General features: G+C 59.6%; 15 protein-coding genes. 8 read left to right on the top strand and 7 right to left on the bottom strand.

All coding sequences use genetic code 11. From position 1 onward, the window contains the following. Positions 1–38: 38 nt before the first annotated feature. The 6 genes from J6524_RS24015 (at position 39) to J6524_RS23990 (ending at position 4675) form a co-directional block, all read left to right on the top strand. Positions 39–854 (top strand): ABC transporter permease, encoded by an 816-nt coding sequence (locus tag J6524_RS24015; protein ID WP_225675103.1) that lies wholly within the window; start codon positions 39–41, stop codon positions 852–854. A 4-nt stretch (positions 855–858) separates the two neighbouring features. After that, on the top strand, positions 859–1644 hold the full coding sequence (locus J6524_RS24010) for an ABC transporter permease (protein ID WP_225675101.1): 786 nt from the start codon (positions 859–861) through the stop codon (positions 1642–1644). After that, positions 1641–2702, top strand: coding sequence for an ABC transporter ATP-binding protein (locus J6524_RS24005; RefSeq protein WP_225675099.1), 1062 nt, complete (start codon positions 1641–1643; stop codon positions 2700–2702). The genes J6524_RS24010 and J6524_RS24005 overlap by 4 nt, the downstream gene beginning before the upstream one ends. Before the next feature lie 8 nt (positions 2703–2710). After that, the gene (locus J6524_RS24000) at positions 2711–3550 is read left to right on the top strand and encodes a phosphodiesterase (protein ID WP_225675097.1); all 840 of its coding nucleotides are present in this window, start codon (positions 2711–2713) and stop codon (positions 3548–3550) included. Between the two features lie 156 nt (positions 3551–3706). Next, a complete protein-coding gene (locus J6524_RS23995; RefSeq protein ID WP_225675095.1) occupies positions 3707–4516 on the top strand; it encodes a Bug family tripartite tricarboxylate transporter substrate binding protein in 810 nt (269 codons plus the stop codon). Continuing rightward, positions 4517–4675: a hypothetical protein gene (locus J6524_RS23990; RefSeq protein WP_225675093.1), complete on the top strand. Its 159-nt coding sequence runs from the start codon at positions 4517–4519 to the stop codon at positions 4673–4675. A gap of 51 nt (positions 4676–4726) precedes the next feature. Here the strand turns inward: J6524_RS23990 and J6524_RS23985 are convergent, their stop codons facing one another. Next, positions 4727–4999: a hypothetical protein gene (locus tag J6524_RS23985; protein ID WP_225675091.1), complete on the bottom strand. Its 273-nt coding sequence runs from the start codon at positions 4997–4999 to the stop codon at positions 4727–4729. Between the two features lie 368 nt (positions 5000–5367). Further along, entirely contained in the window at positions 5368–5823 is a 456-nt protein-coding gene (locus tag J6524_RS23980; protein WP_225675089.1) for a hypothetical protein, read from the bottom strand. 245 nt (positions 5824–6068) lie between these two features. On the opposite strand from J6524_RS23980, the gene J6524_RS23975 reads away from it, so the two are divergent. Both J6524_RS23975 and J6524_RS23970 read left to right on the top strand, forming a co-directional pair. Then, positions 6069–7472, top strand: coding sequence for an MATE family efflux transporter (locus tag J6524_RS23975; RefSeq protein ID WP_225675087.1), 1404 nt, complete (start codon positions 6069–6071; stop codon positions 7470–7472). A gap of 60 nt (positions 7473–7532) precedes the next feature. Continuing rightward, a complete protein-coding gene (locus J6524_RS23970) occupies positions 7533–8267 on the top strand; it encodes a Crp/Fnr family transcriptional regulator (RefSeq protein WP_225675085.1) in 735 nt (244 codons plus the stop codon). Between the two features lie 42 nt (positions 8268–8309). Here the strand turns inward: J6524_RS23970 and J6524_RS23965 are convergent, their stop codons facing one another. From J6524_RS23965 to J6524_RS23945, 5 genes are all read right to left on the bottom strand, one after another. Further along, positions 8310–8996: a cyclase family protein gene (locus tag J6524_RS23965; protein WP_225675084.1), complete on the bottom strand. Its 687-nt coding sequence runs from the start codon at positions 8994–8996 to the stop codon at positions 8310–8312. A 29-nt stretch (positions 8997–9025) separates the two neighbouring features. Then, positions 9026–10315 (bottom strand): TRAP transporter large permease, encoded by a 1290-nt coding sequence (locus J6524_RS23960; protein ID WP_225675082.1) that lies wholly within the window; start codon positions 10313–10315, stop codon positions 9026–9028. 5 nt (positions 10316–10320) lie between these two features. Beyond that, positions 10321–10842 carry a TRAP transporter small permease gene (locus tag J6524_RS23955; RefSeq protein WP_225675080.1) on the bottom strand — a complete coding sequence of 174 codons (522 nt, stop codon included), beginning with the start codon at positions 10840–10842 and terminating at the stop codon, positions 10321–10323. A 100-nt stretch (positions 10843–10942) separates the two neighbouring features. Then, a complete protein-coding gene (gene dctP, locus J6524_RS23950; protein ID WP_225675078.1) occupies positions 10943–11944 on the bottom strand; it encodes a TRAP transporter substrate-binding protein DctP in 1002 nt (333 codons plus the stop codon). A gap of 45 nt (positions 11945–11989) precedes the next feature. Further along, complete coding sequence (locus tag J6524_RS23945) at positions 11990–12733, bottom strand: GntR family transcriptional regulator (RefSeq protein WP_225675076.1); 744 nt, start codon at positions 12731–12733, stop codon at positions 11990–11992. Positions 12734–12776: the final 43 nt, after the last annotated feature.

Here is a 12776-nt window from a genome sequence, read left to right as displayed (position 1 = left end):
GGCAATATGGCCCCTCTCGCCCGGGGCGCCAATTTCAGATGTCACATAGGTCCTTCGTCTGGCTATGCCTGCTGCCGCTCGCGGTGGTGACAGCAGCATTTTTTCTGCTGCCCATGGCGCGGCTCGTCGTAACCGGGGCAGGGGGACCGCAGGGGCTCGCGGGATATCTCGCGATCCTGACCGAGCCGCGCTACCGCGCGACGCTTTTCAACACGGTCCTGCTCGCCACCGCGACCACCATTGTAACCCTGATCGTGGCAACAATCGCCGGGATGTTCTTGCAACGGCATCGATTCCCCGGGCGCGCCGTTCTGATCGCGATGCTGACCTTTCCACTGGCGTTTCCAGGCGTCGTGGTCGGTTTCATGATCATTCTGCTCGCCGGACGGCAGGGCTTGATAGGCGATTTCTCCAACCGCCTGTTTGGTGAGAAGCTGGTCTTCGCCTATTCGATCTACGGGCTGTTTCTCGGATATCTCTATTTCTCCATTCCGCGTGTCATCCTCACCATCATGGCTGCGGTACAGAAGCTCGATATCGGGCTGGAGGAAGCCGCGCGTTCGCTCGGCGCAAGCCCGTGGGCGGTGCAGCGCGACGTCGTTCTGCCGGCGCTGGCACCGGCTTTCGTCGCCTCCGGCGCAATTGCCTTTGCGACCGCGATGGGAGCGTTCGGGACAGCGTTTACGCTGGCGACGAACATCGACGTGCTGCCGATGCTGATCTATACGGAGTTCACGCTGGCCGCGAATTTGTCGGTCGCGGCGGCGCTGTCGGTCGGCCTTGGTATCATCACCTGGTTCATTCTTGCGCTTGCCCGTTCCTTTAGTGGAAGCGCCGTAGCTGCCGCCGGATGAAGCCATGCGGGATCGCCTGATCTTCACCGGTCAGCTCATCTTCACCCTGCTGGTCGCTTCCTTTTTGGTGGTCCCGGCGATCCTGTCGATTTCCGCCGGCGTGACCGTGAACTATTTCCGCGGCATCCAGTCCGGCGTGACGCTGCAATGGGTCGCGCAGGTATGGGACCTCTATGCCGGCACCATTCTGCTCTCATTCGTGGTCGCATTTGCAACCCTCGCACTGACGCTGATCGTCGGCGTACCAGCCGCCTACGCGCTGCACATCAGGGGAGGGCGCATGTCGCGTCTCATCGAGGAGATCATCACTTTGCCGCTCGCGATCCCCGGCCTCGCCATCGCGCTGGCCTTGCTCTTGACCTTTGGCGGCTTCGGCGACTTCCGCCGTTCCTGGCTATTCATTCTCGTGGGCCATGTCATCTTTACCATGCCGTTCATGGTGCGGTCGGTGATGGCCGTATTTGCGACCATCGACATCAAGACGCTGGACGAAGGCGCAGCGTCGCTTGGTGCTTCGCCGTGGCGGCGCTTCCGCGATGTGATCGTGCCTAATGCACTGCCGGGCATATTGGCAGGCAGCCTCATGGTAGTGACGTTGTCGCTCGGCGAGTTCAACTTGACCTGGATGCTGCACACACCATTGACCAAGACGTTGCCGATCGGGCTCGCCGACAGCTATGCCTCGATGCGGCTGGAAGTAGCTTCGGCCTATACGTTGATCTTCTTCGTGATGATCATTCCGCTGCTGGTTGCCATGCAATTGCTTGCCGAGAAGGACATGAGGAGATGAGTGCGCAGACCGGGCATGGCGCCGCGGTACGTATCGAGGCCTGCGGCAAGACCTTTGCGGATGGCACTCGCGCGCTCGAACCGGCAACGCTCGACATCGCACGCGGTGAAACACTGGTTCTGCTTGGTCCTTCCGGCTGCGGCAAGACCACCATGCTGCGCATCATCGCCGGCCTGGAGCAGCCCGATGCAGGCGGCAAGGTATCGTTCGACGGCAAGGACATGACGGCCGTGCCGATCGAGCGGCGTAACGTCGGCATGGTGTTTCAGTCCTACGCGCTCTTTCCCAACATGACTGTCTCGGAGAATATCGGTTATGGCCTGAAAATCCGCGGGGTCTCTAACAAGGAGCGTGCCGAACGCGTCGCCCAACTGGTGGCGCTCACCAACATCTCAGGCCTTGAGAATCGCCGCATCGACCAGCTTTCCGGCGGCCAGCGCCAGCGCGTGGCGCTGGCGCGTGCGGTTGCGATCCGGCCGGGCATACTGTTGCTGGATGAACCGCTGACGGCGCTCGATGCTGCATTGCGCGACCGGCTGCGCAGTGAACTGAATCGCCTGCTGCGCGCGCTTGGCATCACCACGATCTATGTGACGCACGATCAATCCGAGGCGATGGAGCTCGGCGACCGTATCGTCGTGATGCAGAAGGGGGAGATTGCCCAGATCGGTACGCCGCGCGAGATCTACTTCACGCCGCGAAGCCGTTTCGTCGCTGAATTCATTGGCGCTGCGAATATCGTCGAAGCAGCTATCGAGCACGGTCATCTCATATTGCCGGGTGGACGGCAACCGATTTACTGCGACACGGACGTGCCGGCGGCGGTTGCGATGATCCGCCCCGAAACGATCCGCGTAGCGGCAGCTGGAGCTGCGTCGCTTTCCGGTACCATCGACAGCGTCAGCTTCATTGGCGACAGGCAACGGTTGGTCGTAAGCGGCGTATCCGACAGGTTGATCACGATCGACGCGCCGAATACGGTTCAAGCCAGGCCCGGTGAACGGATCGGACTATCGATTTCGCCGGATGCCATCCGCTTGCTGCCGCCCGAGAACTGAGAAGGTCGATGTCGCCAAAACCGGTTCATATTGCCCAGATTTCCGATCTGCATATCAAGCCGCCAGGATCACTTGCCTATGGCCGCGTCGATACCGCCAAGGCGCTCGAACGCTGCGTGGCCGCTCTCAATGAATTCGAGCCGGCGCCCGACTTTGTGGTGATCTCCGGTGATCTGGCGGACACGCCGACGGCCGAGGAGTACCAGCATCTTAAGCGGCTGCTGGCGCCGCTCAGGCTTCCGTTTGCCGGCATTCCGGGCAATCACGACTCGCGGGAGTTGATGCGCGCAGCGTTTCCTTCCGCTTCGTATGCTTTCGTATCCGGTCCGCTTAACCAGAAGATCGAGGTGGCTGGGCTCGACCTGCTACTATTGGACTCGAGTGTGCACCGAAAGCCGCATGGCGAACTCGATGAGCCAACGTTGCAATGGCTTGATGCGATCCTCGCTTCCTCTCCCCATCGGCCGGCGCTGCTGTTCCTGCACCATCCGCCATTCAAGGCAGGCATTTGGCACATGGATCGCCAGAATCTCCTCAACGCGGACCAACTCGCGCCGATCGTCCAGCGTCATCGGCGCGTGCAATTGATCGCGACCGGGCATGTCCATCGGGCGACGCTGACCATGTTTGCGGGCGTGCCTACCACGATCTGCCCGGCCCCTAATCACGCGGTCGATCTCGACCTGGCCGAGTTGCGCGAACCCTCCTTCAAGGTCGAGCCGCCAGCCTTCCATCTGCATAGCTGGTTTCCGGGCGAGGGGAGCGGCGCCGTCGTCACCCACCAGGTCCCCATAGGCACCTTCGACGGCCCACACCCGTTTTTTGGACTGGACGGAAAGCTGCTTTAACTGCCTTCCACATCTTCAGCCGGCAAGAAGCCGGTCGATTCGCTGTCCGCCCATCGCACATTGTGGGATCATTGCAAAGTGGAGAGTTCGGAGGCAAGCTTTGCCTAACTAAGAGGCGGCGCCGTACGTGAAAATCTGCCGGCGAGGGGGAGACGAATGCGTCTGATCCAGTTGCTGCTGCCTGTGTGCGTGGTGTTCTCAATCCAGCACGCGATCGCCCAAGCGAACTATCCGGATCGGCCCATCAAGATGATCGTGCCGCTGGCCGCGGCAAGTGCCGTCGATGTCGCCGCGCGGATCGTCACCCTGAAGATGGCCGACAATTTGGGCCAGCAGATCGTGATCCTGAACCAGCCGGGTGCGTCAGGACTGATCGGGGCGGAAGCGGTCGCCCGCGCCGAACCGGACGGCTACACGATTGGCGGGTTCAACGACAGCATCATGACAATGGTGCCGAATCTGCAGTCCAAAATGCGCTGGGACATCTTGAAGGATTTTGAGCCGGTGTCTTTGGTTGCAACGGTGGAATGGGGACTGGTTGCCAGCAATCGAGCGAGCTTCAAGAGTGCAGCAGATCTGATCGCGGCCGCAAAGGCGGCGCCCGGCAAGATCGACTATGGTTCAGGCGGACCGGGAAGCCCGCAGCATTTGGCGATGGCGATGTTTGCATCGGCGGCAGGCTCATCGCTTACGCATGTACCCTATAAGGGCGCTACCCAAGCAGCCACCGATATCGCAGCCGGCCAAATCCCCGTCGGCTTTCAGGGACTGGGCACGGTCGCAACGCTCATGCGCGGCGGTCAGCTAAAGCTGATCGGGGTGACCACGGAGAAGAGATTACCGCAATTTCCTGACGTGCCGACCGTCTCGGAATCCGGCCTACCCGGCTTCCTTTTCAACTCATGGTTCGCGGTTCTTGCTCCAGCGGGTACCCCGAAGGATATTCTCGCCCGCCTGAACGCCTAGGTGCTGAAGGCGGTCCACGATCCCGAAGTTCGCCGCAAACTTGAAGAGCTTGGTTTCGCGGTGCGCGGTAGTTCAGCGGAGGAGCTGCGTGCCATGACGCGCGATCAGCTTGCGAAGTATGAGCGCGTGATCAGGGAAATCGGAATCGCCAAGGAATAGCTGCCGACTGTTGGCGCCGTTGCCGCCCGCGGCCGGCAATCAATCCTGCGATCAATAGCAGGCGTAGCGCCGGCCGCCGCGGCCGATATAGTAGTCGGCGCCCATCGCACAGGGGCTAACACCCCACGCATAAGCTCCGCGAATCTGACTACGCAGCTGATATTCGCCGGTATAGGGGCTGTTAGGCCCCTTGTTCTGGCAGTTTGCGTTCGGATAGAATTGTGCACAGTAGCCAGGATTGTAGACCACCTCCTGTGCCGCGGCCGGCATTGCGACTGCTGCAGAAAGGAGGGCTGCTCCGCCCAGCAAAGCAAATCTCAACATAGTATTTTCCTCAATCGCTATCAAAGCGCGCCGGATCGAGTACTCTTGGCCGCCGCGCGGTTTGTGTTGAACGGCTAGTTCGAGCCGTTAGTGCCAAGCATGCCCGGAAAGGTTCACCGAGGAGACGGTGCAATGTGCGGAGTGGCTGGACCGTTCTGCAACCAGCAGTTGGCGAATGGAGAAGCTGGCTCTCAGATCCAGACCGTGCGCTCGCAGTTCATCACAGGCGCCGGATCGTCAGCCGGTCATCGGAATAATTCCGCCTCTGCGGCACTGTTGCCTGGAAGCGGGACAATATTATGCGCCAAGCAAATGCGATCAGCCAGACATATGCTGAGCTGATCGCATTACCTGAAGATGCTGAAGTTTTACGCGCTGACCATCTCGCGCTGTTCCGCCTTGGCCGCGGACGTGAGAGCTGGATTCGGGCAAAGCATAAGGATGCCGATGTACTCTATGCCCTCGTGAATGAAGTTCTTGATTTGTACGTCGTAAGTCGCGTCGACGTTGGTACCAATCTTCATTAACACCGGAAGCGGATTATCAGAGCGATAGTTGGAAAACGTAATCGAAGTTATGCGTTCGGTTATTTCTTTGGGAATGGCTCCGGCGTGCTTTTCCCAGTTGTTATAGCCCTTTGTTGAACCATATTGGTCGGCCCAATCGGCCGGTCGCGGCAGCAGCGTCTTTGCGAACATTCCAAAACTGTATGCTCCATTCGTCTTTTCAAACTCGACGAATTTCCTAGCCGTCGCCTTGATATTGGCCGGGCTCGTCAGAGCATTCATGTTTTTCTCGAATTCGTCGCTGTAAATGCCACCCATCGTCGACTTCCTTTGCAGGTTGAGCTATCGGTATTGAGGCGTGCACCAGGTTCGCGATCGTCTGGCACCGAGCTGTTTTGCTTCACCAGATGGCGTCGCCTTGTCGAAGCCATCAAATGTCGCGGTCACATGCACGCTGTTGTCAATTTACAGCAAAATCCCTGGTTGCACAAAACGTTTGTAATGTTGGATCGCCTTTCTGCAGTCCAGGGTTGTATCTCCCATTCGACAGCGGATGAAATCTAATGAAGAGTACTTCGGTTGCTGTCGCAGCGCCTAAGCCCCAGAACACGAACATCCGGCGATCACTCGAGGGCTCAATTCCGGCTGTATTGCTCAGTTTCGCCGCGCCCAGTTTCGTTCAAATTCTGGTTCAAAATGCAGTAGCAGCTATCGAGATTTTTTTCCTCAGCCGTCTTGGCATCGACGCGCTTGCGGGAATAAGTGTCGTTGCGCCGCTCGTTACGCTATTTGTTGCAGTGACCACCATTGCTATGGGTGGCGCGATATCGTCCGCGGTAGCTCAGGCGTTGGGCGCCGGAAGATCTTCGGAAGCGGAGACGCTTGCGATGCATGCGATCCTGCTTTCGCTGATCCTTGGTGCAGTTTCGGCCGGGATACTGCTTGGTCTTGGACCAGTGATCTTCGGTGCGTTAGGAGCAAGGGACGAATCTCTTAAGCAAGCGTTGGCGTACTCCAATGTCGTATTTGGTGGCTCGGTCAGTCTTTGGCTTCTCGGTAGCCTGACCGCCATAATCCGGGGCACCGGAGACATGAAAACGACAGTTCGCATCACCATTTTGCGCGCGGCCGCTACGCTCCCGCTTTTCGCGATTCTGATATTTGGATGGGGACCGATTCCCAAACTTGGGATAGTAGGCGCCGCGATCGCGATGTTGAGCTATTACGCGCTTGGCGTCGTCGGAATGTTGATCCATTTGCAGTCCGCCAAAAGTCCCATCCATCTCACCTTCGCGAATTTTCGACTCCGTTGGGACCTCTTATCTCGTATTCTTAAGGTTGCATCTCTGTCATCGATGCAGATACTGGTCACCAACGTCGCTCTGATCGCGATCACGGCATATGTCGCTCGCTTCGGGGTCGAGGCGCTGGCCGGATACGGATTGGCTTCCCGCGTCGAACTTCTTATTTCGTCTCTGGTACTCGCCTTTGGGGTGGGCACGACGACGATGGTAGCGGCTTGCGTCGGAGCGGGCCTCCTTGAGCGGGCGCGTCGCGTGACTTTCGTCTCGTGTGCGCTGGCTGCTTCCGTGTTCACGGCGATGGGGCTCGGTGTTGCAATCTCAGGTCGGTCGATCGCTGGCCTGTTTACCGACGCCGAGAAGGCCGTTTCCGCGGCATCCGACTACTTCCAAGTGACAGGAGTGGCCTACGGGTTCATGGCCGTTTCGGTCGTGCTGCTGTCTGCCTACCAAGGATGGGGGCGGGCCAGCACTCCGTTGCTTGTGAGCCTGTCCAGGGCCGTTATAGTGTTGATTGGTGGATGGTTGTTGCTGCAACAGCCCGTCGCGCAGCTAGATTGGCTGTACTATCTGATCGCTGGTTCCACGGTTATCGGTGCGTTAATGCTGGCGGCCATCTTCATTTTTCGGCCGCTAAATCGACGCAGTGCCGCGCTTTCCGGTTGAAAAGCCGGCCGGCCTTGATTACGGAAGGGCTGCAACCCCTGTTCCCTGGAGTTTGACGTCGTGCCTCAACAAAGGACGGGTGAAGCTCACGGATTTTCGAACGGCAAGCTGTCGGTGCTGCGCAAGCACCCGTTTTTTGCTGACCTCGAGCCCGAGGCGTTCGAGCAACTCTGCCGTTATGCGAAACACGCCACGTTGAAGCGGGGCGCCACGCTGTTCTCCAAGGGAGATCCCGGCAACAGCCTGTATGCGGTGATCTCGGGCACCGTGAAGATGAGCATTTCCTCGCCCGATGGCCGTAGCGCGATTCTGAATATCATCGAGCCAGGAGAAATCTTCGGCGAAATCGCGCTGCTCGACGGCGGCGCCCGCTCGGCCGACGCGATTGCAAACTCCAATTGCGAGCTGTTCGTCATCGACCGGCGCGAATTCATTCCTTTCGTGAAGGAGCAGCCGGCGCTGGCGATGAAGTTCATCGAATTGCTCTGTGAGCGGTTGCGATGGACCAGCGACCAGGTCGAGCAGATTATACTGCAGAACCTGCCCGGACGGCTGGCGAGCGCATTGCTACGCCTGTCCGAAAAACACAAGCCGGCGCAGCCGGGTCGAACCATCGCGATCACCCAGCAGGAGATCAGCGAGATGGTCGGCATGACGCGGGAGAGCATCAACAAGCAGCTGCGCGCCTGGGCAAACCGCGATTGGGTGCGCCTCGAGCATGGTGCCATCGTCGTGCTGAATGCCGAGGCGCTTCGTGATCTCGCTGAAGCGGGATCCGGGAGTGAGGGGGAATAAGCTGCTTCTTATCCGCGACAACGCGGCCGGGCTTGCTTGCTTTCACATATCAAACACCGCCACGGCACGGATTGGCGACGCTGTCCCGCCGCGCCACTTCATCGGCAGGCCGATGAAAGTGAACTGGCCATGCCCCAGCAACGCTTCGAGATTGCACAGGCTCTCGATATGGGTGATGTCGAGGTCGAGGCAGGCCTTGTGAACGAGCGCGTTCACCTTGCCCTCGGGGCCCGGCCGCATCGAATCGATGCCGAAATGCACGATGCCCTGCAGCGCCAGCCATTCGGTGGCCGCGACGTTCACACCGGAATTGTCGGTTGAATATTCCTTGTGGGGGAATGTTCGCTCGTGATGACCGGTGCAGAGCAGGACGGTGCCGCCTTTCGGCACCGGCACGCCGGCCTTCCTCACCGCGGCTTCCAAATCGGCAGGCGTGATCTCGGCGCACGGTGCGATGTGGCGCAGGTCGAGGCAGATGCCCGGCACGATGCATTTCTCGAGCGGATACTGATCGATGGATATGCCGCTCTTGCCGAAATGCCTGGGCGCGTCGATGTGGGTGCCGGCATGGTCTACCATGGAGATGAACATAGACGCCAGCCCGTGCACATTGCCGGACTCCGCGAAGGATTCTTCGTGAGTCTTCCAAACGCCATGCATCACGGGTGGGTGGCCGGGATAGCTCGGCGTACGGTGATAGAGCTCGCGGCTGAGGTCGATGATCTTCATACGGAGTCTCCTGACGCGAACTGCGTTTGCTAGAATCCGAACGCCCTTGGCAGCGCCAGCGACAGCCAGGGTACGTAGGTCACGATCATCAGCACCGTGAACATCACGTAGTAGAACGGCCAGATACCGCGCATTACCTCGTCGACCGAAACCTTGCCGATGGCACAGCCGACGAACAGTGTCGTCCCTACCGGCGGCGTCAGCAGGCCGATGCCGAGATTGAGCAGCATGACGATGCCGAAATGCACGGGATCGATGCCGAAGCTCTTCACCACCGGCAGCAGGATCGGGGTGCAGATCAGCAGCAGAGGAGCAAGATCAAGCGCCGTTCCAAGAACCAGCAGCATGATGTTCAGCCACATCAGCAGCACGTATTTGTTGCTCGATGTGGCGACGAAGAATTCGGTCATCTTCGCTGGCATCTGCATCAGCGCGGCGACATAGCCGAAGCACGACGCGGTCGCGACCAGCGTCAGCACCATCGCCACCGTTTGCAGCGTCTTGTAGACCAGCAATGGCAGCTCGGACCATTTGTAGTCGCGATAGATGAACATGGTGACGAAGAACGCCCAGACGCAGGCGACCGCGCCAGCCTCGATCGGCGTGAAGACGCCGGTGAGTATGCCTCCGAGAACGATGACCAGCGTCACGATGCCCCATGCGGCGTCGCCGAGCATCTTGAGCGCCTGTCGGATCGGCACAGGCTCCCCCTTGGGATGCTTGTCACGATAAGCATAGAACAGGCAGAGCACCATCAGCGAAAAGCCGAGCAGCAGGCCGGGAAGCACGCCGGCCAGGAACAGGCTGGTTATCGACACCACGCCGCCAGTCGCCAGCGAATAGATCACCGAGTTGTGGCTCGGCGGGACAATGATGGCCTGCAGCGAAGCGCTGATGGTCACGTTGGTCGCGAACACCCGCGGATAGCCTTTGGCGGCCATCTGCGGTATCATCACCGATCCGATGGCGGAGGTGTCGGCGACCGACGATCCGGAGATGCCGCTCATGATCGTGGTCGCAAGGATATTGACCTGCGAGAGACCGCCCCGGATGCGGGTGAACCCGACGACCACGGCTGCAAAGTCGACCAGCCGCTTGGCCATTCCGCCCTCGGCCATGATGGCGCCCGCCAGTACGAAGAAGGGGATGGTCAACATCGAGACTTTCCCGACGCCGCTGGCAAATTGCTGCATGACCGCGCCGACCGGCAAATCGATCCAGAGCGCACCGACAAGTGCGGACAGCGCCAGCGCGTAGGCGATCGGCATGCCAATCGCGAAGAACAGGCACATGCTGAGGAGCAGGACCGCGATATCCATGGCAGTTACTCGACCGGTACGTGAGCATCAGCGCCGTCGCGCGGCGGCGGGCCGATGGTCAGGCGTTCGACGACGAACAGGAGCATCATGGCGCCGCTGACCACGATCGGGAGATAGGTGACGCCGACCGAAAGCCACGGAAATTCGTCCACCGAATTGTCCCAGGTGGTCCGAACGAGGCGCAGTCCCCAAACGATCATGAAGATAGCAATCACGCCCATCAATATTTCGCTGAGGAACAGCGAGGCGCGGCGCAGCAGCGGCGGCAATAGGTCAGTCCCAACCGTCATATTCATGTGAATGCGCTGGCGATAGCAGTTGGCTGAGCCGATGAAGGTAATCCCGACGGTCAACAACACGGCCATCGGTTCCGGCCATGACGAGGCGCTGTTGAGGATGTATCGGGTGTAAACGGCCCATGGGATCACCGCCGAGACCAGGACGAGCGCTACGCACGCGATCGCGGCGCCGGTCCAGTACACCGCATCGTTCACACGCCGGAAAATTCCGGCCACAGAATAGGACATTTTGACCTCGGAACTGACAGCGTTCTTGATCCCGCAAGAGACTCAAGAGGCGTGACCGGCACTAACAGACGCCGGCCACGCCTCGGTCGCGAGCGGTGTCTCATTGGACGGCTTCGATGCGCTTGACCATCGCGGCATACTTTGCGCCGTACTTGTCCCAAACCGGCTTGACGGCTTCCTGGAACGGCTTCTTGTCGATGTCGGTGATGATCTCGGTGCCGGCCGCCTTCATCTTTTCGATGGCAGCGTTCTCCGCTTCATACCAGAGCACGCGCTGCTCCTGCTGCGCTTCCTTCGCAAATTTCTTGATCAGAGCCTGGTCTTCCGGCGACAGTTTCTGCCAGGAGATGCGCGAGAACACCAGAAGCTCCGGAATGATCAGGTGTTCGGTCATCGTAAAATACTTGGCCACCTGATAGTGGTTCTGCGCCATGAACGAAGGTGGATTGTTCTCGGCGCCGTCGACCACGCCCGTCTGCATCGAACTGAACACCTGATCGAAGCCGAGTGCGACACCGTTGCCGCCCAGTGCGTTCATCGTGTCGACGAACAGCGGGTTGCCCATCATGCGGACCTTGAGGCCCTTGAGGTCGGCGATGGTCCGTATCGGCCGCTTGTTGTTATAGACATTGCGCGAGCCGGCGTTCATCCAGCACAGCGCGATCAGGCCGGTCTTTTCATTCGCGGAGATCTTCGCCAGCAATTCGTCGCCGATTTCGCCGTCGATAACCTTCTCCATGTGCTTTGTATTACGGAAGACAAACGGCATGTTGAAGACGTTGACGTCATCCACCACGGGACCGACGGCGCCGACCGAAATACGGGCGAACTGCAGCGCGCCGAGCTGGGCCTGCTCGATCATTTCCTTTTCGCCGCCGAGCTGCATCGAGGGGAACATCTGGATCGTCAGCCGGCCGTTGGTGGCGGCTTCCAGCTTCTTACCCATCCGGACGACGGCCTCGACCGTCGGATAGCCCAGCGGGTGAACGTCCGATGCTTTCAGCACCATCTTGGTTTGCGCAAATGCTGATGATAGCGGCGTCGTAGCCGCCATCGCGGCACCGAGCCCTGCGCTAAACTTGATGAAGTCGCGGCGTTTCATGGTGTTCCTCCTGACGTTTGTTTATCGTTGTGGACTTTCCAGACTCTACGGTTGTTCGTCGAAGTACTCCGGATTGATGTGCTGGGTGGCCGAGATGTTCTCGAGAAGGCTCTCGAGATGAATTTCCATTGCCCGCCTCGCGCCTTCCGCATCATGCGCCTCGATCGCGGTCAGAACGGCCTCGTGTTCGACGATCACCTTTGCGATCCGCCCGCGCTGGGGCAGGGTCAGCCGGCGATAGCGGTCGACGTGAACCTTCACTTGCTGGATATACTTCCAGATACCAGGATAGCCGGCGACATCAGCGACCGCAGCATGAAACATCTCATCGGCCTGATGGAACGTGTCGCTATCTCCGGCAGCGCTGGCCTCGCGCTGGCGTTCCAGGATCGACTGCAGCGCCAAAATCTGGCTCGATGTTGCGCGCTCCGCAGCTAGCCGCGCAGTGGTCTCCTCCAGCGCCTTGCGGATGATGATGGCTTCGGGCAGTGCTGCGATCGGAATGCGCGAGACAAATATGCCGGACTGGGGGTAGATCTCCAGCAGACCTTCATCCGATAGTTTGAGAATGGCCTCGCGGACGGGGGTACGGCTCACGCCGTAGGAGAGCGCAATCTGCGCCTCCGAGATGGCTTCGCCGGGGCGGCGCTGCAGCGACACTAGCTCGGCTCGAAGATCGGAATAGATCCTGGATGCGGCGGTCGCCGCGCGCGGTCTTCCGCTGCGGCGGGTACCGGCCGCAATCCGGCGAACCGTTGGTGCCGTCTTCTTTGATGCACGGGCGGGCATGTGTTTCCTCGATTAATATATTAGTATATGAATGTGCTTTGAC

The organism is Bradyrhizobium hereditatis (assembly GCF_020329435.1).
Lineage (GTDB): Bacteria > Pseudomonadota > Alphaproteobacteria > Rhizobiales > Xanthobacteraceae > Bradyrhizobium > Bradyrhizobium hereditatis.
Note: the sequence above shows the minus strand (reverse complement) of the source record. Positions and strands in the feature narration are given on the sequence as shown.